The organism is Verrucosispora sp. SN26_14.1 (genome assembly GCF_004307965.1).
Classification (GTDB): domain Bacteria; phylum Actinomycetota; class Actinomycetes; order Mycobacteriales; family Micromonosporaceae; genus Micromonospora.
On record NZ_SISL01000057.1, the window covers coordinates 1 to 20,935 of the forward strand.

Consider the following 20,935-nt stretch of genomic DNA (forward strand, 5'->3'; position numbering starts at 1 on the left):
GCGACGCACCGCGCGCCGCCGACGCCTCCGGGGACGGCCCGGTGCAGGCGGCGGTACTCGGCGCGCTGCGGGACACGCTGCACCTCGACGAGGCCCGCCTGCGCCCCACCGACGTGCTGCGGGACCTGCCGGGCTTCGACTCGTTCCGGCTGGTCGACGTCATCGACCGGGTCGAGCGGCGGCTGGGCGTCGAGGTCCCGGCCACCGCGCTCTCCGCCGCCGACCTGCGGGACGTCGGCTCGCTGTGCGCGATGTTCGCGGACGCCGGCCCTGCCGGAGGCGACCGATGAGCGCCGACCTGCTGCACGGCCTGCTCGACCGGGCCGCGTCGCGGTGGCCGGACGCCGACGCGGTCAGCGACGGTACGGTCCGACTCAGCCATCGGGAGGTGGACGCGCACAGCCGCCGGCTCGCCGACTGGCTGCACCGGCAGGGCGTGCGGCGCGGTGACCGGGTGGTGGTCGCGGTGACCGCCGACGCCACCCTGCCCGCCCTGCTCTACGCGGTGTCCCGGATCGGCGCGGTCTTCGCGGTGATCCGGGTGCCCGCTCCCGAGGTCGCCCTCGCCCACGTGCTGGACGACGCCGAGCCGGTGCTCGTCGTCACCGACGATCCGCTCCTGCGCGAGCTGGCGCGGGCCCGCAACGTCGCCGTCCGCGCCTCGGCCGCCCTGACCGGCGCGGCGGAGGGCACCTCACCGCTGGCCCTGACCGGCACGCCGCCGCTGGCGGTGGACCCGGTCTGCCTGATCTACACCTCCGGCAGCACCGGCATGCCGAAGGCGGTGGTCTCCACCCACGCCCAGGTCACCTTCGCGGTACGCGCGATCCAGTCGGAACTGTCGTACCGCCCGGACGACGTGGTGCACGACGTGCTGCCCACCTCGTTCGACTACGGCCTGTACCAGATCTTCCTGAGCACGGTCGCCGGATGTCGGCTGCACCTGGGCGACGCCGGGCAGACCGGGGGACGCCTCCTGGTCGCGCTGCGCGAGTCCGGAGCCACCGTGCTGCCCTGCGTGCCGTCACTCGCCATCAACCTGCTGCGACTGCTGCGCCGTCCCGGTGCGGTACGCCCACGGCTGCGCCTGATCACCAACACCGGGGCGACCATGCCGCCCGAGGTGCTCGCCGGTCTGCGCGAGGCGCTACCCGACCTGAAGGTGCAACTCATGTTCGGACTCACCGAGTGCAAGCGTGCCGCCATCATGCCGCCGGACGAGGACCTGCGGCGGCCGGGCGCGTCCGGCCGGGCGCTGCCCGGCACCGAGATCTTCACGGTGGACTCCACCGGTCGGCGGCAACCCCACGGCACCCCGGGTGAGCTGGTGGTGCGCGGCCCGCACGTGATGGCCGGCTACTGGCGACGCCCCGAGCTGACCGCCGAACGCTTCGTCCGTCGCGACGGGCTGTTCCCGCAACTGCACACCGGCGACTACGGCCACGTGGACGCCGACGGTTACGTGCACTACACCGGTCGGCGCGACGACGTCTACAAGGAGAAGGGGACCCGGGTCAGCGCGACCGAGGTGGAGGCCGCCGCGTACCGGGTGGACGGCGTGGAGGTGGCCGGAGTGCTGCCGCCCGCCGACGGTCGCGACGGCGCCACCCTCTTCGTGGTCGCCGAGCTGGCGGCCGACGACATCCTGCACCGGCTGCGCGGCCAGTTGGAGGAGATGAAGGTGCCCGCGCGGTGCGTGGTGCTGCCGAGCCTGCCGCTCAACGGCAACGGCAAGGTCGACCGCCGCGCGCTGGCCCGGTTGGCGGGTGAGCGTCATGGCTGACCTGCCCTTCGAGACCCCGGCCTACCGTTACGACCTGGCCGACGTACGCGCCAACCACGCCGCGTTGCGCGCGGCCCTGCCCACGCCCAGCCGCCTCTACTACTCGCTCAAGGCCAATCCGCACCCGGCGATCGTGGCGACACTGCATCAGGCCGGATGCGGTGCCGAGATCTGCTCCCCCGGCGAACTGGCCACGGCGCTGGCCGCCGGTGTGCCCGGCGACCGGATGCTCTACACCGGCCCCGGCAAGCGCGACGCCGAGGTGGTCGAGGCCGTCGAGGCGGGTGTGCGGTGGTTCTCGGTCGACTCGCCGGGCGCTCTCGACCAGGCCGACCGGATCGCCGGTGGGTTCGGCACCACGTTGCACTGCCTGCTGAGGGTCAACGACCGGGTGCCGAACCCCGGCCAGGGGTTGACCATGACCGGCGTCGCCTCGCAGTTCGGTGCCGACGTGGACTGGATCGAGCGCCAGCCTGAGGCGTTCCGGTCCCGGTCGGCGGCGGTCGTCTCCGGGTTCCACCTCTACACCGGCAGCAACGTCGAGTCGGTGGACGCGCTGGTGACCCAGTTCGCCTCCGCCGCCGCCACCGCGCACCGGCTGCGCGACCTGCTCGGCATCGAGCTGACGCTGCTCAACCTGGGTGGTGGCTTCGGCGCGCCGTTCGCCCGCGCCGGGCACAACGCCGACCTGACCGGGCTCGACGCGCAGATTCGTACGACACTGGACGATCTCTTCCCGGGCTGGCCGGACGACGACCCGGTGATCGCGTTCGAGTCCGGTCGCTTCCTCACCGCCACCGCCGGGACCCTGCTGACCCGGGTGCTGGACGTCAAGCACTCGCACGGCACACCCGTGGTGGTGCTGGAGTCCGGCATCAACCACCTCGGCGGGATGTCCGGCCTGCGTCGATTGCCGCCGCTGGTCCCGGCCCTGCACGCGGACGGGTCCACCGAACCGGCCGACGGGCCGGCGTTGACCGGGGCCATCGTCGCCGGTCCGCTCTGCACCCCGCTGGACACCTGGGCCCGCGCCGCGACGCTGCCCGACGTACGCCCCGGTGACGTGCTCAGCGTGCCGAACGTCGGCGCGTACGGGCTCTCCGCGAGCCTGCTGGCCTTCCTCGGCCACCCGGCGCCGCTGGAGGTCGTCTGCGACGGCGAGCAGGTCGTCGAGACGTCCCGGCTGACGCTGACCCGGACGCCGGGCACCGCACCGGGCGACCCGACCGATCCACGAGACGAAAGGTGACCGTCATGAACGCCGAATTCACCGAGATGCTCCGGCCGTTCCTCAAGTTCGCCGGCGACAAGGAGATCACCGAGGAGTCCCGCCTGCGTGACCTGGGCCTGGACTCGATGCGGGAGATCGAGCTGCTCTTCGCCATCGAGGACACCTTCGGCGTCGCCGTTCCCGACGACAAGCTGGTCGACTCGACGTTCGCCACGGCGGGCGGGCTGTGGCACGTGGTCGAGCAGTTGCGGACGCCGGTCGGTGGTGGTGCCCGATGACCGGGTACGCCGAGGCGGTGACCACGGTGACCGAGGTCGCCGCCGCGCACGCCGAGGCCGCCGACGCCACGGCCACGTTCCCCACCGAGGCGCTGGACGCGATGCGCCGCACCCGACTGCTCGGCCTGCTGGTGCCGACCACCGAGGGCGGACCCGGCGGCACGCTCACCGACATGGTCGACGTCACCGAGGCGTTGGGCCGGGTGGACATGTCGGTGGCGATGGTCTTCACGATGCACTGCCAGCAGGTGGCGGCACTTGCCGCGTACGCCGGGGAGAAGCTGCGCGCCGAGGTGCTGCCGGCGGTGGCGCGGGGCGAGGTGTACCTCGGCTCGGTCACCACGGAGCCGGGCAAGGGGGGCCACCTGCTCACCTCCGAGTCGGGGCTGGAGCAGGACGGGGAGATGCTGCGCATCGACCGGCAGGCCCCGATCGTCACCGGCGGCCCGTACGCGGACGCGTTCCTGATCACCACGCTGGCGCCGCAGGCCGAGTCGGCCACGCAGGTCGACCTGGTCTACGCCGCCCGTGACCAGGTGGAGACCGAGGTGACCGGCGGCTGGCAGCCGTTGGGCATGCGGGCCACCCACAGCGTGCCGATGCGCCTGCGCGGTGCGGTGCCGCAGTGGCAGGTGGTGGGCGAGCACGGCGGGTTCCGCGACATCGCCACCCGGGTGTTCGCACCGCTGGCCCACGTCGGCTGGGCTGCGGCGTGGCTGGGGACGGCGGCCGGCGCGTACTCGCGGGTGCTGCGGCACGCCCGCAGCGAGGCGGGACGGCGTCAGTTCGCTCCGTCGTCGGAGTTGGTGCTGCTGCGCCTGGCCGGGATTCGTACCCGGCTCGACGCCGTGAACGCCCTGCTGCGACACACCGTGTCGGTGGTGGACTCGGCATCCGACATGTCCGCCGCGCCGGTGCAGTCGCTGCTCAACACGCTCAAGATCCGGGCGGCCGAGGAGTCCTTCGCCGCCGTGCACGAGCTGGTCGAACTGGTGGGGCTGCGGCACGGCTACCTCACCGGCTCGCCGCTGGCCGTGGAGCGTGCCTTCCGCGACCTGCGGTCGGCGTCGCTGAACTACGGCAACGACCGGCTGCGGCTGGCCAACGGGGCGCTGGCACTGCGCGATCCGGGGGTGCGTCTTGCCTGAGCCGACAGCCGACTTCACCGCCACGCTGCGTACGGCGCTGGCGGGGGCGGACACCGCCGACGCACGGGCCCTCTGGCGGGCACTGGGCGCCGGCGGTGTCCTCGTCGCCCTCTGTCCCGACGGTGGTACCCAACCGGACCCGCGCCGGCTGGCGACGCTGCTGACCGAACTGGACGCACGCTGCCCGCTCGGCGTGACCCTGTCGATCTGCGTCCAGGTGGCCACCGTGCTGCCGCTGCTCTCGGAGGCGGCCACCGGACCGGTCGCCGAGACGGTGGCCGACATGGTGCGCGGCGAGACGACGGTGGCGCTGGCCGTCACCGACGCCGGTGCCTCCGGGTCGGACCTGCTCGACGCCACCACCCGGGCCAAGCTCGGCGACGACGCCGTGACCCTGGACGGCCGCAAGGAATGGATCACCAACGCCACCACCTGCGACGCGGCGCTGGTGCTCGCCCGGCACCGCGAGCCCCGGCACTTCACCAGCTTCTGCTGGCTACTGGTGCCGCGGTCGGCGCCGGGGGTGACGGTCGAGCCCGCCGGGCGGGCCTTCGCCGGGTCCGGAGTGGGACACCTCCGGTTCGACGGCGTGGCCCTGGAACCGAACGCGCTGGTCGGTCGGCCCGGCCGTGCGCTGGCCGGGTTCGCCCGGCAGGTCGGCGTCGAGCGGCTGGCCGGTGCCCTCTGGTCCCGGGCCATCTGCCGCCGGCTGATGACCGGGCTCGGGGACTGGCTGCGGGCCCGGCCCGCCGCCGACGGCACGCTCTGGGAGCACCCGGCGGTCCGCGAGCGGTACGCCCGCTGCCTGGTCGCCCTGCGCCAACTCGACGCGTTGTGCGCGCCCCTGCTGGACGGGCCGCCCGGTCCACCGTCGACCGCCACCGGCATGGTGCTCAAGGTGGCCGCCGCCGAGACGGTCGAGACGATCGCCGCCGAGGCGGTGCACCTGCGAGGCGCGGACGCGTTCCGCGACGGCGGCGAGGCCGCGCTGCGTACCGAGGCGGCCATGTTCGGCATCGCCGGTGGTGCCACCGGGACGATGCTGGCCGGGCTCGCCGACCACGCGGACGACCTGCTCGGGAGCAGGCCATGAGCAGCGGGTACCGCCTATCCGGGATGCCGGGGTCGGTGGCGGTCGCACTGCCCGACGGGGTCTTCACCGCCTACGCGCCGATCGGGGACCCGGGGACGCCGGAGGGCCCGGCCGGGGACACCGGTCGGGGGCTGCCACCGTGGCGGGTCAGCGAACGGGTCGCCGCACGGCGGCTGCTGACCACGCTGATCGCCGCGGTGGCACCGGCCGGCACCGGCCGCCTCGCGGTGGGCAGCCGCCCGGGTGGGCAGCCGTACCTGCCGGGCCGCCCCGACCTCGAAGTCAGCCTGGCGCACTCCGGGGCGGTCGTCGCGGCGGCGGTGCACACCCGGGGCGGTGCGGTCGGGGTGGACGTGCAGGAGCCGTACCCGGTGGGTGACGCCCTGGTGCGGCGCTGCTGTCCGCAGGGCGTCGCCGCGCTGCTGCGACACGACCGGCCCACCCGCGACGCGGCGGTGGCCCGGATCTGGACGGTGCAGGAGTCCTGCGCCAAGGCCACCGGGCGCGGGCTGGGCATCCGGCCGTGGCGGATCCCGGTCGGCCCGGACCAGGAGCACGGCCGGTGGCGGCACCTGCGCTGGCGGACGCTGCCACCGACCGGCGGTACTCCGTGGAGCTGCGCCTGGGAGCCGATCGACGACAGGAAGGGAGCAACGCCGTGAGTTTGTACCAGTGGTTCCAGCGGAGCGTCACGCGGTCGCCGGAGGAGACGGCGCTGGAGGTGGGCGCGGCGGCGGTGACGTACCGGCAGCTCGACGAGATCGTCGCACACCTGGCCGGACGACTCTGCCACCCGACCGGCCGCCGGCCCGCCGCCGTCGGTCTGCTGGCCGCCCGGAGCCTGTCCGCGTACGCCGGCTATCTGGCCGCACTGCGGGTGGGGGCGGTCGTGGTGCCGCTCAACCCCACCTTCCCGACCTCCCGCAACGTGCAGTTGTGCCGGGGCGGCGGAGTCGAGGTCGTGGTGGTCGACGAGGCGGGTGCCACCGTCTCCGCCGACCTGTCGGCCCGGACCGGTGCCGTGCCGGTACGCCTCGACGACTCCCGGGACGCCGCACCGGTGCCGCCGATCGGGAGCGGACCGGACGACGTGGCGTACACCCTGTTCACCTCCGGCTCGACCGGCCGCCCGAAGGGTGTGCCGATCCGGCACCGCAACGTCGACGCCTACCTCGCGTACTGCCTCGACCGTTACCCGATCGGGCCCGGCGACCGGCTGTCGCAGAACTTCGACCTGACCTTCGACCCCTCGGTCTTCGACATGTTCGTCGCGTGGGGCAGTGGGGCGACGCTAGTCGTGCCGCAGCCCGACGAGGTGCTGACCCCGGTGCGCTTCGTCAACGAGCGGGGAATCACCGGCTGGTTCTCGGTGCCGTCGGTCGTCTCGCTGGCCCGTCGGATGCGGATGCTGTCGCCGGGTGCCATGCCGGGCCTGCGGTACAGCCTCTTCGCCGGTGAACCGCTGACGTGCGAGCAGGCGCGGGCGTGGGCCGAGGCCGCCCCGAACAGTGTGCTGGAGAACCTGTACGGCCCCACCGAGCTGACGGTGACCTGCACCGGTCACCGGTTGCCGGCCGACGTCGCCGACTGGCCGGTCACCTCGAACGGGACCGTGCCGATCGGCGAGGTGCACCCGCACCTGGACGCGATCCTGCGGTCCGAGACGGGCGAGATCGTCGGCGACGACGGCGAGCTCTGCGTACGCGGACCGCAGTGCTTCACCGGGTACGTCGACCCGGACGACGACACCGGCCGTTTCGTCGAGCACGACGGGCAGCGGTACTACCGCACCGGTGACCGGGTCCGCCGCGAGGACGGCGTACTGGTCCACCACGGACGCCTCGACGACCAGGTGAAGATGCACGGCTACCGGATCGAGCTGGGCGAGATCGAGATGGTCCTGCGCGGCCACCCGGATGTGCAGGACGCGGTGGTGCTGGCGCTCGGTTCGGGTGAGCGCACCTGCCTGGAGGCCGTCTACACCGGCACCGGGGGGATCGGCGAGGAGCTGCGGCAGCGCTGTGCCGACCGGCTGCCCGGATACATGGTGCCGAGTCGCATCCACCACGTACCCGCGCTGCCGACGAACGCCAACGGCAAGACCGACCGACGCCGGATAGCCGCCCTGGTCGACACGGCGGCCGGCGAGACGAGAGGAGCGCTGTGATGACCGACGTGTCGCGTCGGGTCGACACCGACCGGGGATTCCGGTCGGTCGCCGGCCGCTTCGCCACAGGGGTGGCGGTGGCCACCGCACGAGGTACGGACGGGCCGGTCGGCATGACCGTCAACTCGTTCACCACCGTGTCGTTGGACCCCCGGATGCTGCTGATCTGCCTCAGGCACGACTGCCGGCTGCTCGGGACGGTCCGCCGGACCGGCCGATTCGCGATCACGGTGCTCGCCGACGACCAACGCGACGAGGCGGCCTGGTTCGCCTCCCGGGGCCGTCCGGCGGGGACCGAGGGCTTCGCGGGCATCCCGCACGACCCGGAACGGACCACCGGCTGTCCGCTGCTCACCGACGGGGTCGCGTACTTCGGCTGTGAGGCGGTGCGTACCGACCCGGCCGGTGACCACATGGTGCTGATGGGTGTCGTCCGGTCGTCGGGCCTGTTGCGCCCGAAGCCGCCACTGCTCTTCGTGGACGGCCACTACGCCCGCGTAGCCGACGGAGTGCGGGCATGAGCGAGCGCAGCGAGCGAATCATCAGGCTCGGCACAAATGTCGGCCCGCAGCGCAGCGGAGGGACGACATGAGCGAGCGCAGCGAGCGAATCATCAGGCTCGGCACAAATGTCGGCCCGCAGCGCAGCGGAGGGACGACATGAGCGAACGACGTGAGCGAATCATCAGGCTCGGTGGAAATGTCGGCCCGCAGCGCAGCGGAGGGACGACATGAGCGTCGGGGCGGCTCCTACGGATCTGCGGAATCTCAGCGTCCGTGCGGCGCGGGCGGGTGCGGACGCGATCCGCGAGGTGTGCGACCGGGGGGTGCGGTTGTCCCTCAAGGGCGGCGCGGCCCAGAACCCGGTCACCAGCGCGGACCACGCCAGCGAGCGGGCGATCCTGGGCCTGATCGCCCGGTCCCGGCCCCAGGACGCGGTACTGGCCGAGGAGTCCGGGTTGACCACCGGATGCTCGGGTCTGCGCTGGATCGTCGACCCGCTCGACGGCACGCTGAACTTCAGCCACGGCCTGAGCCGTTACGCGGTGAGCATCGCCGTGGCGGCGGACCGGGGCGACACCGGTGGGGTCGAGGGGCGTGGCACGGGTGACGGGGGTCGGGTGGTGGCCGCGACGATCCTCCAGCCGGCTACCGGCGCCTGCCTGATACTCGGCGGCGACGAGGTGCGTGACGGTCAGGACGCCCCGGTCACGGTGGACCGTGCCGCGGTGCCGGGGCACGCGCTCGTCGCGTTCGCGGTGCCCAACACGCCCGGTCCGCGCCGTCAGGCGTACCGGCTGTTGAGTCTGGTCGCGCCTCGCGTGGCCGATCTGCGCAACTCGGGCTCGACCGTCTGCGACCTGGCCGCCGTGGCGACCGGCGAGTTGGACGCCTTCGTCAGTTTCGACCCTGCGCCGTGGGACATCGCCGCCGGCACCGCCCTGATCGAGGCGACCGGTGGGACGAGCCGGCGCTGGCACCGGGCGGGCCGTCGCGTCTTCGCCACCGGCGCTCCGGCGGTGGTGGCGGCACTGGCGGACTGGCTGGGCCCGACCGGAGACGACCGTGCCGACGAGGAGGAGTGGCGAGATGACCAGCAGTCCTGATTTCCGACTCGCGTTGGTGGGGGCCGGCCGGATGGGCCGGCACCATCTGCGCGCGCTCACCGGCAACCCGACGGTGGCGGTCACCGCGGTGGTCGACCCGGTGCCGGCGGCCCGCGCCGTGGTCGCCGGCACCGGTCTGCCGGCGTACGCCTCGGTCGAGGATCTGCTCGCCGAGACGACACCCGACGGCCTGCTGGTGACGGCGCCGACCGGCCGACACGGCGCGCTGGTCGCCGCTGCGGCCAAGGCCGGGCTGCCGGTGCTCTGCGAGAAACCGGCCGGGCTGACCGCCGACGACGCGCGGGAGGCGGGCCGGGTGGCGGCCTCGGCCGGTGTTCCGTTCCAGGTGGCCTACTGGCGCCGTTTCGTGCCCGCGCTGCGCGAGTTGCGGGAGCGGATCGCGGCGGGCGAGCTGGGCGAGATCCTGTTCGTGGCGGCGTTGCAGTGGGACGGTGAGCCGCCGGGGGCGGCCTTCCGCACCGGCAGCGGCGGAATCTTCGTCGACATGGGGGTGCACGAGTTCGACCAGGTCCAGTGGTTGACCGGGCAGCGGGTGGTCCGGGTCTGCGGGCAGGCCGCCGGGCCGGTGACCGACCCGGCGGTACGCGGGCACGACGTGGACAGCGCCCAGGCGTTGCTGGGCCTCTCCGGCGGTGCCACCGCGCTCGTCTCGTTGGGACGGCATCACCGGGGCGGCGACATGGCGAGTGTGGAGGTCTTCGGCACCCGTGACCACGTACGCCTGACCTTCCTCGACCCGGCCGACGGTGACGCCACGATGTACGCCGCCCTGGCTCGCCAGGCCGAGGACTTCGTGGACCTGGTACGCACCGGACGCTCCACCGGGGCGGGGACGGCGGATGCGGCGGCGGTGCTCGACGCTGCGTACCAGGCCAGCGCGGCGGTGGCCGTTCGCGGTGGGACAGAGCCCGATCGGTGACTGTTTTCATCATCTGCTGGCCGCGTTAATACTCCCTCCCGGCGGGGACTGCGAAATCGAGGAATTGCTCACCGGCGTTGTCCTGCCGCAGGGAGAGAGAATTTATGCAATTCAATGTGCTCGGCCCATTGACATTAGCGACCAAAGCTGGTCCGCTTCCGATCAACGGGGCGAAACCTCGGTCCCTGCTCTCGATCCTGCTGATGAACCCCGGTCGGACGGTCGCCACCGGTCGCCTCATCGACGGTATCTGGCCGACGTCACCGCCCGCCTCGGCGCTGCACAACGTCCGGACCTACGTCCACCGGCTACGGCAGCTCCTCCAGCAGGTCGGGGACTCGGCCGACCGGCTGGTCCGCGACGGCACCGGCTACCGGTTGCGGGTCGAGGAGGACGAACTCGACCTGCTGCGGTTTCAGCGGTTCGTCGGTCAGGGACACCGGGCGGCCCGGGAGGAGCGCCTGGACATCGCCGTCGACCTGCTCGGCAAGGCCCTCGACCAGTGGCACGGACATCCGTTGGAGGATCTGCCGGATCTCGGCACCGACGTCGCCGCGTGCACCGTGGCACTACAGGAACAACGGCGGGCGGCGGTGACCGAGCTCATCGACGTACGGCTCCGACTGGGACAGCCCGCAGCGGTCATCCCGCAGTTGCGGCGGATGGTGGCCGAGGAGCCGTTCGACGAGCCCCGGCAGGCCCAACTCGTCGTCGCGCTCACGCTCGAAGGCCGGGTCGCGGAGGCGCTCGCCGCCTATCAGGAGGCACGGCGGGTGATCGTCGACGAGTTGGGCGTCGATCCGGGTCCCACCCTCCAGGGTGCCCTACAGGTCGCGCTCGACGCGGACTCGGCCGAGGCCCGGCCGCCCGGCGGTTGGTCGGCGGTGATCGCGGGCGGACCGCCCCCGGTCGCTGTCGATCCACCGGCCGGTCGCCGGGCCCTGCCGATGAAGCCGCCCCGGCTGGTCGGACGGGTCGCCGCCGCCCACCAGTTGCGCGCCATCGCGGACACCCTCGGCGCCGACGAGCACGCGGCCGTCGTGCTCGTCACCGGCGCGCCGGGCGTCGGCAAGTCCAGCTTCGCCGTGGCCAACGGCTACGACCTGGCTGACCTCTTTCCCGACGGGCAACTCTTCGTCAGCTTCGACCACGCCGCCGGTACGCCCCGGAGCACCGCCGACCTGATGCGGGAACTGCTCGTCGAACTCGGCGTCGCCCTGACCGACGTGCCCGAGGACGTCCGGGAGCGGGCTGCGGTGCTGCGGTGCACGCTCGCCGATCGGCGACTGCTCCTGATCATCGACGACGTCGACTGCGCCCAGCAGGTACGGCCCCTGCTCCCGGGCGCCGGCCGGAGCCTGGTGCTGATCACCAGTCGACAGCGCCTGCTCGACCTCGACGTGGGGTGGCGGCTGAGTCTCGGGCCCCTGAGCCGGGTCGACGCGGTGCAACTGCTGGCGACCATCGCCGGTGAGCACCGGGTACGCGAACAGCCGGAGGTGTTCGGTCGGATCGCGGCGGCCTGCGACCAGTTGCCGTTGGCGCTGCGGATCGTGGGCAGCCGCATCGCCGACCAGCCCGGCATCGCCCTGCCCAGCTTCACCGAGCAGTTGGAACGGGAGGAGAACCGCCTGGAGGAACTCGCCGTCGGTGACATCTCGGTCCGCCACAGCCTCTCCGGCAGCTACCAGTCACTGACGCCCCAGGCGCGGGCCGCGCTCAACGCGCTGGCCACCAGCGACCTGTTGATCACGCAGTCCAGCGCCGGGGACATCCTGCACCTGCCCCGACCGCAGGCCAACCGGGTGGTCGAGGACCTCGTGGCGCACAACCTGCTGGTGCCGGTCGACTCGGACGGCACCGGGCAGCGCTTCCACCTGCCCAACCTGCTGCGCATCTTCGCCCGGGAGTGCGCCGCCCCGCCCACTCAGTTCTCCCCGGCCGCCTGACCGGAACCCACCCGGCCGGTGCCGAGCGCATCGGCCAGCACCTCGACGAACCGGGTCAGCACCGCGCCGTCCGGCAGGTGGTCCGGGTTGATCTCGGTGACCGCCAGTCCGGCGAAGCGCGGGCTGCGCACCAGCGTGGCGAGGGTGGTCGACGCCTCGGCCAGCGTGAGTCCGGTCGGTTCCGGCACGTCGGCCAGCGGAGTCTCGACGAAGTCGAGCACGTCGACGTCGAAGTGCACCACGAACGACTCGGCGGCGGCCTCGGCGGCAGCGCACGCCCGTCGTCCCGCCGCGAGCGGATCGGCGTGCACCTCGTCCGCCGGCACGTACGTGATGCCCAGCTCGGCCACCAGGTCGTACTCGTGGTCCCCCGGGGGCAGCGAGTCTCCGTACACGACCACCCGGTCGGGAGTCAGCAGCGGCACGGCACCACCGACGGCGGCGACCTCGGGCCGGGTGCCGGGCAACCCCAGCATGTGTGCCAGACCCATCGCGTCCATGTTCCCGTTCGCCCTGGTCAGCGGTGTGTACAGGTCCGGTCCACCGTCCACGTAGACCAGCGCCGCCGGTGCGCCGGCCCGGGCGTGCCCGGCGACCAGCCCCAGGCTCACCGTGCAGTCACCACCGAGGACGAGCGGCAGTCGGGACCGGCGTACCGCCGCCTCGACCTGCTGCGCGACGTCCGTCGCGACCCGTGCCACCTCGGCCGCGTTCTGGCCGGTACGACGTGCGGGGTCGGGACGCCAGCGGGACGACGGCACGTCACCGAGGTCGTCGACCTCGCAGGTGCGCCGCAGCAGCCGGACCAGACCCGCCTCGCGCAGCGCGGCCGGCGCCTGCTCCACGCCGGGGGTGTGCGCGCCCGCGCTCGACGGTGCACCGATGACGTCCCATGCGGTGGTCATGCCTCATCATCACCCCACCGATGCGTCGCTGCCGGGCACCGGAGTGCCCGCGACGGGTGCGGATCCGGCGATCCGGCAGGCCAGGCCGGTGGTCCGAGCCACCCACTTTCCCGTGCTTTAGTACATCTGGTGGCTCCCGCACGGACACCGACGCCGCTTATCCTCCCGAGGTCTAACCCTCGGAGGCCGCGCACATGCAGCGAAGTAGAAGTACACGACTACTCACAATCCCGGGCGTACTGGCCACCGCCGCCGCGCTCACCCTCTCCAGTGGCACCGCCGCGTTCGCCGACCCGGTGCCCACGACGCCGTTCATCAGTGAGATCCACTACGACAACGTCGGCGCGGACGTCGGCGAAGCGATCGAGATCGAGGCGCCGGTCGGCTACGACCTGAGCGGCTGGCAGATCGTCCTCTACAACGGCGCGAACGGTGCGCCGTACAACACCAGGACGCTCAGCGGTGCCGTTCCGACGGCGGGCGTCGTCGTCGCGTCGTACCCGGTCGACGGCATCCAGAACGGTGCGCCCGACGGCGTCGCCCTGGTCAAGCCCGACGGCGGGGTCGCCGAGTTCCTCACCTACGAGGGCACCTTCACCGCGGTCGGCGGGCCGGCGAACGGCCGGACCGGTGTCGACATCGGCGTGGAGGAGACCGGGTCCACCCCGGTCGGCCACTCCCTCCAGAAGATCGACGGCACCTGGCGGCCCCCGGCGCCGCACAGCTTCGGGGTGCGCAACGGCGAATCCGGCCCCGGTCCGGACCCGGACCCGGACCCGCCGCTGGGCTGCACCGTCACGGTCGACCGCACCATCGCCGAGGTCCAGGGCACGGGCGACGCCACGCCGCTGGCCGGCACCCGGGTCACCGTCGAGGGCATCGTCACCGCCGACCACCGCACCGGCGGCTACAACGGCGTGTACGTGCAGACGGCGGGCAGCGGCGGGGAACGCACCGTCGCCGCCGGGACCGCCTCGGACGCGGTCTTCGTCTATCTGACCACGAACACCGCCAACCACCCGTCGGTCGCGATCGGCGACCGGGTCCGGGTCAGCGGCACGCCGAGCGAGTTCAACGGCCTCACCCAGCTCACCATCGCCGCCAAGAGCGACGTCCAGGTCTGTGAGCAGGGCGCACCGCTGCCCACTCCGGTCCCGGTGGAGCTGCCGCTGAGCGACGACGCCCGCGAGTCGGTCGAGTCGATGCTGGTCGCCCCGGTCGGCGCGTACGCCGTCTCCGAGGTCTACAACACCAACCGGTTCGGCGAGGTCGTCCTCACCGCCGGTGACAAGCCCGCCGCCACCCCCACCGACAAGGCCCGGCCCGGCTCGGAGACCGCCCGACAGATCGCCGCCGACAACAAGGCGCGCCGGCTCCTGGTGGACGACGGCAAGACCACCAACCTGGCCAACGCCGGACTGCTCCCGCCGTACGTCTCCCCGGCCGCCCCGCTGCGGGTCGGCGACTCGGTCGAGGCGTTCGGTCCGTCGGTGCTGTCGTACGCCTTCAACGAGTGGCGTCTGCAGCCGACCCGTCCGGTCGACGCCGACACCCCGCCGGCCGACCGGACCACCTTCAAGTCCACCAACCCGCGTACCGCCGCTCCGGTCAACGTCGGTGGCGACCTCCGGGTGGCCAGCTTCAACGTGCTGAACTACTTCGTCCACTTCGGCGGTGACGCACGCGGTGCCGCGAACGAGGCGGCACTGGTCAAGCAGGAGGCGAAGATCGTCTCGGCGATCAGCGCACTCGACGCCGACGTGGTCGCACTCCAGGAGATCGAGAACTCGGTCCGCTTCAACACCTCCGACCCGCAGCAGGCGCTCAAGCGGCTGGTCGCCGCCCTGAACACCGAGGACGGCGCGGGCACCTGGGACTACGTCCGCACCCCGACCGAGCTGCCGGGCGCCGCACAGCAGGACGTCATCACCACCGCGATCATCTTCAAGCCGGCCAAGGCCCAGCCGAAGGGTCCGTCGCGTTCGGTGAACGACGAGTCGGTCTGGTTCAACGCCCGCGAGCCGCTGGCGCAGACCTTCACCGCCGGTCCGCTCGACTTCACCGTGGTCGTCAACCACTTCAAGTCCAAGAGTGGCGCCGGCAGCGGTGACAACGCCGACGCCGGGGACGGTCAGGGCGGCTGGAACGGCGACCGGATCCGCCAGGCCACGGCGCTGGCCACCTTCGTCGACCAGGTGAAGGCCGACAGCGGCACCGACAACGTGCTGCTGCTGGGTGACTTCAACTCGTACACGCACGAGGACCCGATGCAGGTCCTCTACGCCAAGCAGTACGGCAACCTCAACGACACCGGTAAGACGAGCTACGTCTTCGGTGGCGAGTCCGGTTCGCTGGACCACGCCCTGGCCTCGCCGTCGCTTGCGGACCGGGTGACCGGCGTGGACGTCTGGCAGACCAACGCGGTCGAGTCGTACGCCTTCCAGTACGACGGTCTGGCCTCGTTCTTCGCGCCGGACCCGTACCGCGCCAGCGACCACAACCCGCTGATCGTCGGGCTCAACACCGGGGCCGCCCCGGTGGACCTGCAACTGCTGACCATCAACGACTTCCACGGTCGGCTGGAGTCACCGGCCACCGTGAACGGTCAGCCGGTCGGCGGTGCCGCCCAGCTCGCCGGTCTGGTCAACCAGTTGCGGGCGCAGAACCCGAACACGGCGTTCGTCTCCGCCGGTGACAACATCGGCGCGTCCACCTTCATCTCGGCGATCGACGACGACAACCCGACGATCGACTTCCTCAACCAGGCCGGGCTGACCGCTTCGGCGGTGGGCAACCACGAGTTCGACCAGGGCATGACCGACCTGACCGACCGGGTGATGGAGCGGGCCGACTTCCCGATCCTGGGCGCCAACGTGTACCGGGGCGACACCCGGGCGCTGCCGGCGTACTCGGTCAGCAGCATCGGTGGGATCAAGGTCGGCTTCATCGGCGTGGTCACCGAGCAGACCGCGTCGCTGGTCAGCCCGGACGGCATCGCCGGCCTGACCTTCCGCGACCCGGCTGCCGAGGCGAACCTGGTCGCCGCCCAGCTCAAGGACGGCAACCCGGACAACGGCGAGGCGGACGTGGTGGTGCTGCTCACGCACGAGGGCGCCGCCACGGAGAACATCGACTCCCCCGAGGCCCTGGCGAACGACCCGGTCTTCGGCAAGTTCACCCGAGTCGACGCCACCATCGACGCCATCTTCAGCGGTCACACCCACCAGCCGTACGCCTTCGAGGTCCCGGTCCCGGGCACCGACAAGCTGCGTCCGGTGGTCCAGGCCGAGGACTACGGCAAGCGACTGGGCAAGGTCACGCTGACCTTCGACCCGCAGTCGGGTTCGGTCACCGCCGCCGACGCGTCGCTCGTCGACGTGGTCGGTGCGCCGCAGGACCCGGCGGTGGCCGAGATCGTCGCCGCCGCCAAGGTCAAGGCCCAGGAGCTGGGTCAGCGCAAGCTCGGTGAGATCACCGCCGACATCCGGCGGGCCTACACCGACGGCAACGAGGACCGGGGCAAGGAGTCGGCGCTGGGCAACTTCATCGCCGACGTGCAGCTCGCCGGCACCGCCGACGCCGGCCGGGGCGGGGCGCAGATCGCGTTCATGAACCCGGGCGGTCTGCGGGCCGACCTGCTGTACCGGACCGACGGCACGGTGAGCTACTCCGACGCCTTCTCGGTCCAGCCGTTCTCCAACGACGTGGTCACCAAGTCCTACACCGGTGCCGAGATCAAGCAGGTGCTGGAGCAGCAGTGGCAGCCGGCGGGCGCGTCCCGTCCGGTGCTGTGGCTAGGTGTGTCGAAGGGCTTCAGCTACACCTACGACCCGGCCGCCGCGCAGGGCTCACGGATCACCTCGATACAGCTCGACGGCGCGCCGATCGACCCGACCGGCACCTACCGGGTGACGGTGAACTCGTTCCTCGCCTCCGGCGGGGACAACTTCACCACCCTCGGTGGCGGCACCGACCGGGCCACCACCGGCGACAACGACCTCACCATGCTGGTGAACTACCTCGCCGCCAACTCGCCGGTCACCGCGGACACCACGCCGCGCTCGACCGTCGTGCAGGGCGACCCGGACTGGGACGTCACGGTGCAGGCCCGCAGCCAGTGCGTCGGCACCAACGCGTACGTCTCGGTCAGCGCCCAGAACGCCGACGACGTGGCACTGACCATCGAACTGGTCACCCCGTACGGCTCGCGCACGGTCACCGATGTGGCCCCGGGCAAGACCGCCTACCAGGCGTTCAACACCCGGGCCAAGACGGTGGCGGCCGGTACCTCGACGGTCAAGGTCACCGGTACCGTCAACGGCCAGCCCGTCACCACCCGGGTAGAGGCGCCGTTCCCCGCGCTCACCTGCGGTTAGTTCGTCTCGCGGTGGCGGTGCCTCCGGGTGCCGCCACCGCACCATCCCCCGTTCGACAGACATGAGCACCAAACGGAGCATCGAATGCACACAAGGAACCACAAGCGCCTGATCGCGGCCACTGCCGCCGGTGCGCTGCTGGCCGGGTCGGTGGCGCTGGCGTCGCCGGCCCTCGCCGAGCCGGTCGACAGCACCGACGTCCGCGTCACCGTCGACATCGAAGAGGTCAAGGAACCGGGCGTGCTCGCCCTTTCGGTCGCCGGCAACTCGGTGGCGCTCTCCGAGGACGGCTCGACCCTGCTGGTCCGCCAGTTCGTCGGCACCCTGCCGACGGTCACCGTCACCGACACCCGGACCGCCGACGAGGTGCCCGAGGGCTCCGCCTGGGCGGTGCTGGGCAGCGCCACCAACTTCGTCGGCAGCAGCGGCCAGGACCCGATCAGCGCCGGACACCTGGGCTGGAAGCCGCGCCTGGTGGACGGCGGCGACAGCGGCCTGGTCAGCGAGGGCGAAGAGGTCGTCACCGTGCTGGACGAGCCGACCCAGCCGGGCAACAACGTGGGTCTGGTCGACCAGGAGCTGCTGATCTCGACGTTCGACTCGGGCGCGGTCACCGGTGACGCGTACTCCGTCAACGCCGGGCTGTTCCTGCGGACCCCGGCCGATGTGGCCGCCGGGTCGTACACCTCGACGCTGACCCTCTCCCTGTTCGAGTAGTGCCCTGGTCGGGGAGCCGCCTCGGGCGGCTCCCCCGGCCGCACCCCTACCGCCGAAGGGATCCCGCCATGTTCCGAACCTCGCCACCGCGAGCGCTGTCGCGGCTGCTCGCCGTGCTGGCCGTGGTGCTCGTCGCCACGCCGATCGCGCCGGCCGGTGCGATGGCGGAGCCGACCACCCCGACCGTCACCTGGGCGGTCCAGCCGGCCGACCGCAGCGGTCCGGACGGGCGGCGGTGGATCGAGCACACCCTCGACCCCGGTCAGGTCATGACCGAACACCTGGCGGTCCGCAACTTCAGCGACTCCTCGGTGGTCTTCTCCCTCAAGGCGGCCGACGGCTACCTCACCGACAAGGGCCGCTTCAACATGCTGCCCTCGAACGAGACCTCGGTGGACGGCGGCACCTGGATCGACGTGCAGGAGCAGGTCACCGTCGGCGCCAAGCAGACCAAGGTGGTCCCCTTCACCATCACCGTGCCGGAGAACGCCACCCCGGGCGACCACCCGGCGGGTATCGCGGCGACCGTCACCAGCACCGGCGGCACGGTCGCCGTGGAGAGCCGGGTCGGCTTCCGGGTGATGATGCGCGCCAGCGGCACGATCACCGCCAGCCTGGCCGTCGACGGGCTCAGCGCCACCTACACGCCCTCTTGGAACCCGTTCTCCGGCGGCACGGTCGAGGTCAGCTACACCGCCACCAACAACGGCAACGTCACGGTGACCGGCAGTGGCGACGTGGCCGTCCGCGAACTGTTCGGCCTGACCGGCCGGGAGACCCCGACCGAGGTCGACGAGATCCTGCCGGGCGGCCAGAAGACGTTCGACGCCCGCGTCGACGGCGTGTGGGGGCTGGGCCGGATGCGGACCACCGTCGACCTCACCCCCGCCGTGCAGGGCGGCGACGCCACCGGCGCCGTGATCCGCCCCGCCTCGGCCACCGTCACCACGTGGAGCGTCCCGTGGGCGCAGCTCGTGCTCCTGCTGGTCGTCGGCGTACTCGTCGTCGCCGTTCGGACCGTGCTCCGGCGCCGTCGGCAGCGACTCGCGCAGATGCTCGCCAGCGCCCGGGAAGAGGGCCGGGCCGAGGGCCGCAAGGCCACCGTCGGTTGACCGGCCACCCGGCGCCCGCCTCAGCGGGGTGCCGGGTCAGCCGGTCGGCGGCTGGGCCAGGTCGGTCGGCAGCAACACCCGGAAGACCGTGTTCCCCGGCGTGCTCGTCACCCGGATGTCGCCGTGGTGCTTGTTGACCACGATCCGGTACGAGATGTCCAGCCCCAGCCCGGTGCCCTCGCCGACCGGCTTGGTGGTGAAGAACGGCTCGAAGATGCGCGGTCGGATCTCCGCCGCGATACCCGGTCCGGTGTCCGCGATGTCGACGGCCAACTGGTCGTTGACCAGGGCGGTGCGGACGGTCAGCGTGCCGCTGTCGGGCATCGCGCCGAGAGCGTTGTCGATGAGGTTGCTCCACACCTGGTTCAGCTCGGCCGCGTACGCGGGAATGGCCGGCAGGCTCCGGTCGTACTCCCGGACCACCCGCACCCCGGCCGGGACCTTCGCCTTGAACATCACCAGCGTGGCGTCGAGCAGTTCGTGCACGTCCACCACCTGGTAGGGCGCGCGGTCGAGCTGGGAGTACTGCTTGGCGGCGCCGACCAGCGTGGAGATCCGGATGGCAGCGTCGGCGATCTCCGCCATCAGCAGCTCGGTCTCCACCGCGTAGGTCAGCCAGCGCACCGCCGCCTCGACGTCCTCCGGCCCCACCGCCGCCTGGACCCGCTCCAGCCAGTCGACGTCCAGCCCGGCGCTGACCAGCGTCTCCGCCAACTGCCAGCCGGAGGTGAAGCCCTGGTCGTCGAACCAGTCGGTCAGTGCGTCCTCGGCGTCGCTGGCGGCCAGGGCGGGAAGTGGCGTGGCCTTCGCCGCCCGTTCGGCCGCCTCCTCCTGGAGCGCGACGAGGGCGTGCAGCCGTCGGCCGTCGATCCGGCCGTCGGCGATCAACGCCAGCTTGTGCCGCATCGCGGCGATCCGCTCGCGCAGGCTGGAGGTGGCCCGCACCGCCGCGCTCGCCGGATTGTTCAGCTCGTGGGTCAGCCCGGCCGACAGCGAACCGAGGGCCAGCAGCCGCTCCCGCTCACCGACCAGCGTCTGGGTGTCCCGCATGCCGATGAACATGCCGTCCAGCAGGTGCATCGCCATCGGGAACCAGGACCGCACCGCGTGCGCGAACTGCTCCGCCGGGAGCACGAAGAACTCCGAGTCGGTCAACGCCCACATGCTGTTGCGATACTGCCGGGCGTCGCCCACGTACGCCTGGGTGGCACCGCCGTACGCGCCGCGCTGCGAGGTGCGGCTGATCTCCACCTCGTCGCCGTGCACCGTGCGGCAGAGGCGTACCGTGCCGTCGAGCAGGACGAAGAAGCACTCGGCCGGGTCGCTCTCCCCATAGACAAGCTCACCGCCGGCCCGCCGCTCGACCCGCCCCTGACTGGCCAGGAACGCCAACTGCTCGGCGTCGAGCGACTCGAACAGGAACAGTGTCCGCAGCTCGTCCTCGGTCAGCCGCTGCGGCTCCGCTCCGGCTGTCGGTCCGTCGGTGGTCATTGCGCCTCCAGGTAACGGTGCACCAGGGATACCGCCATCGCGCCCTCGCCGACGGCCGAGGCCACCCGCTTCACCGACGCCGCGCGCACGTCACCGGCGGCGAAGACCCCCGGCACGCTCGCCTCCAGGTGGTACGGGT

The 20,935-nt window shown here is 72.3% G+C and carries 18 protein-coding genes; 15 read left to right on the forward strand and 3 right to left on the reverse strand.

What is annotated here, in order from left to right; all coding sequences use genetic code 11:
- The 12 genes from EYA84_RS08445 to EYA84_RS08500 form a co-directional block, all read left to right on the forward strand.
- Positions 1–290, forward strand: a 290-nt coding sequence (locus EYA84_RS08445; RefSeq protein WP_131052476.1) for an acyl carrier protein, incomplete at its 5' end; no start/stop codon positions are given.
- Positions 287–1,783 carry a class I adenylate-forming enzyme family protein gene (locus tag EYA84_RS08450; protein ID WP_131052477.1) on the forward strand — a complete coding sequence of 499 codons (1,497 nt, stop codon included), beginning with the start codon at positions 287–289 and terminating at the stop codon, positions 1,781–1,783. The genes EYA84_RS08445 and EYA84_RS08450, both read left to right, overlap by 4 nt.
- Positions 1,776–3,032 (forward strand): type III PLP-dependent enzyme, encoded by a 1,257-nt coding sequence (locus EYA84_RS08455; RefSeq protein WP_131052478.1) that lies wholly within the window; start codon positions 1,776–1,778, stop codon positions 3,030–3,032. The genes EYA84_RS08450 and EYA84_RS08455 overlap by 8 nt, the downstream gene beginning before the upstream one ends.
- A gap of 5 nt (positions 3,033–3,037) precedes the next feature.
- Entirely contained in the window at positions 3,038–3,292 is a 255-nt protein-coding gene (locus tag EYA84_RS08460) for a phosphopantetheine-binding protein (protein WP_131052479.1), read from the forward strand.
- Positions 3,289–4,440, forward strand: coding sequence for an acyl-CoA dehydrogenase family protein (locus EYA84_RS08465; RefSeq protein WP_131052480.1), 1,152 nt, complete (start codon positions 3,289–3,291; stop codon positions 4,438–4,440). The genes EYA84_RS08460 and EYA84_RS08465 overlap by 4 nt, the downstream gene beginning before the upstream one ends.
- Entirely contained in the window at positions 4,433–5,533 is a 1,101-nt protein-coding gene (locus tag EYA84_RS08470; protein ID WP_131052481.1) for an acyl-CoA dehydrogenase family protein, read from the forward strand. The genes EYA84_RS08465 and EYA84_RS08470 overlap by 8 nt, the downstream gene beginning before the upstream one ends.
- Positions 5,530–6,195, forward strand: coding sequence for a 4'-phosphopantetheinyl transferase superfamily protein (locus EYA84_RS08475; protein ID WP_131052482.1), 666 nt, complete (start codon positions 5,530–5,532; stop codon positions 6,193–6,195). Before EYA84_RS08470 ends, EYA84_RS08475 begins: the two co-directional genes overlap by 4 nt.
- Positions 6,192–7,700 (forward strand): amino acid adenylation domain-containing protein, encoded by a 1,509-nt coding sequence (locus tag EYA84_RS08480; RefSeq protein ID WP_131052483.1) that lies wholly within the window; start codon positions 6,192–6,194, stop codon positions 7,698–7,700. Before EYA84_RS08475 ends, EYA84_RS08480 begins: the two co-directional genes overlap by 4 nt.
- On the forward strand, positions 7,700–8,221 hold the full coding sequence (locus tag EYA84_RS08485; RefSeq protein WP_131052484.1) for a flavin reductase family protein: 522 nt from the start codon (positions 7,700–7,702) through the stop codon (positions 8,219–8,221). Before EYA84_RS08480 ends, EYA84_RS08485 begins: the two co-directional genes overlap by 1 nt.
- A gap of 209 nt (positions 8,222–8,430) precedes the next feature.
- A complete protein-coding gene (locus EYA84_RS08490; protein WP_131052485.1) occupies positions 8,431–9,306 on the forward strand; it encodes an inositol monophosphatase family protein in 876 nt (291 codons plus the stop codon).
- Positions 9,290–10,246, forward strand: coding sequence for a Gfo/Idh/MocA family protein (locus EYA84_RS08495; protein WP_131052486.1), 957 nt, complete (start codon positions 9,290–9,292; stop codon positions 10,244–10,246). Before EYA84_RS08490 ends, EYA84_RS08495 begins: the two co-directional genes overlap by 17 nt.
- A 203-nt stretch (positions 10,247–10,449) precedes the next feature.
- Positions 10,450–12,195: a BTAD domain-containing putative transcriptional regulator gene (locus tag EYA84_RS08500; RefSeq protein WP_236145660.1), complete on the forward strand. Its 1,746-nt coding sequence runs from the start codon at positions 10,450–10,452 to the stop codon at positions 12,193–12,195.
- Here the strand turns inward: EYA84_RS08500 and EYA84_RS08505 are convergent.
- A complete protein-coding gene (locus tag EYA84_RS08505; protein ID WP_131052488.1) occupies positions 12,174–13,100 on the reverse strand; it encodes an arginase family protein in 927 nt (308 codons plus the stop codon). The genes EYA84_RS08500 and EYA84_RS08505 overlap by 22 nt on opposite strands.
- 194 nt (positions 13,101–13,294) lie before the next feature.
- On the opposite strand from EYA84_RS08505, the gene EYA84_RS08510 reads away from it, so the two are divergent.
- The 3 genes from EYA84_RS08510 to EYA84_RS08520 all read left to right on the forward strand — a co-directional run bounded on the left by EYA84_RS08510 (position 13,295) and on the right by EYA84_RS08520 (position 19,305).
- Positions 13,295–17,476: an ExeM/NucH family extracellular endonuclease gene (locus EYA84_RS08510; RefSeq protein ID WP_131052489.1), complete on the forward strand. Its 4,182-nt coding sequence runs from the start codon at positions 13,295–13,297 to the stop codon at positions 17,474–17,476.
- Positions 17,477–17,560: 84 nt separating this feature from the next.
- On the forward strand, positions 17,561–18,193 hold the full coding sequence (locus tag EYA84_RS08515) for a hypothetical protein (RefSeq protein WP_131052490.1): 633 nt from the start codon (positions 17,561–17,563) through the stop codon (positions 18,191–18,193).
- Positions 18,194–18,261: 68 nt separating this feature from the next.
- Positions 18,262–19,305: a WxL protein peptidoglycan domain-containing protein gene (locus tag EYA84_RS08520; protein ID WP_131052491.1), complete on the forward strand. Its 1,044-nt coding sequence runs from the start codon at positions 18,262–18,264 to the stop codon at positions 19,303–19,305.
- 36 nt (positions 19,306–19,341) lie between these two features.
- On the opposite strand, the gene EYA84_RS33910 is transcribed toward EYA84_RS08520, so the two are convergent.
- The gene (locus tag EYA84_RS33910; RefSeq protein ID WP_131052492.1) at positions 19,342–20,796 is read right to left on the reverse strand and encodes an ATP-binding protein; all 1,455 of its coding nucleotides are present in this window, start codon (positions 20,794–20,796) and stop codon (positions 19,342–19,344) included.
- Positions 20,793–20,935, reverse strand: a 143-nt coding sequence (locus EYA84_RS32410) for an NAD(P)/FAD-dependent oxidoreductase (RefSeq protein ID WP_131052493.1), incomplete at its 5' end; no start/stop codon positions are given. The genes EYA84_RS33910 and EYA84_RS32410, both read right to left, overlap by 4 nt.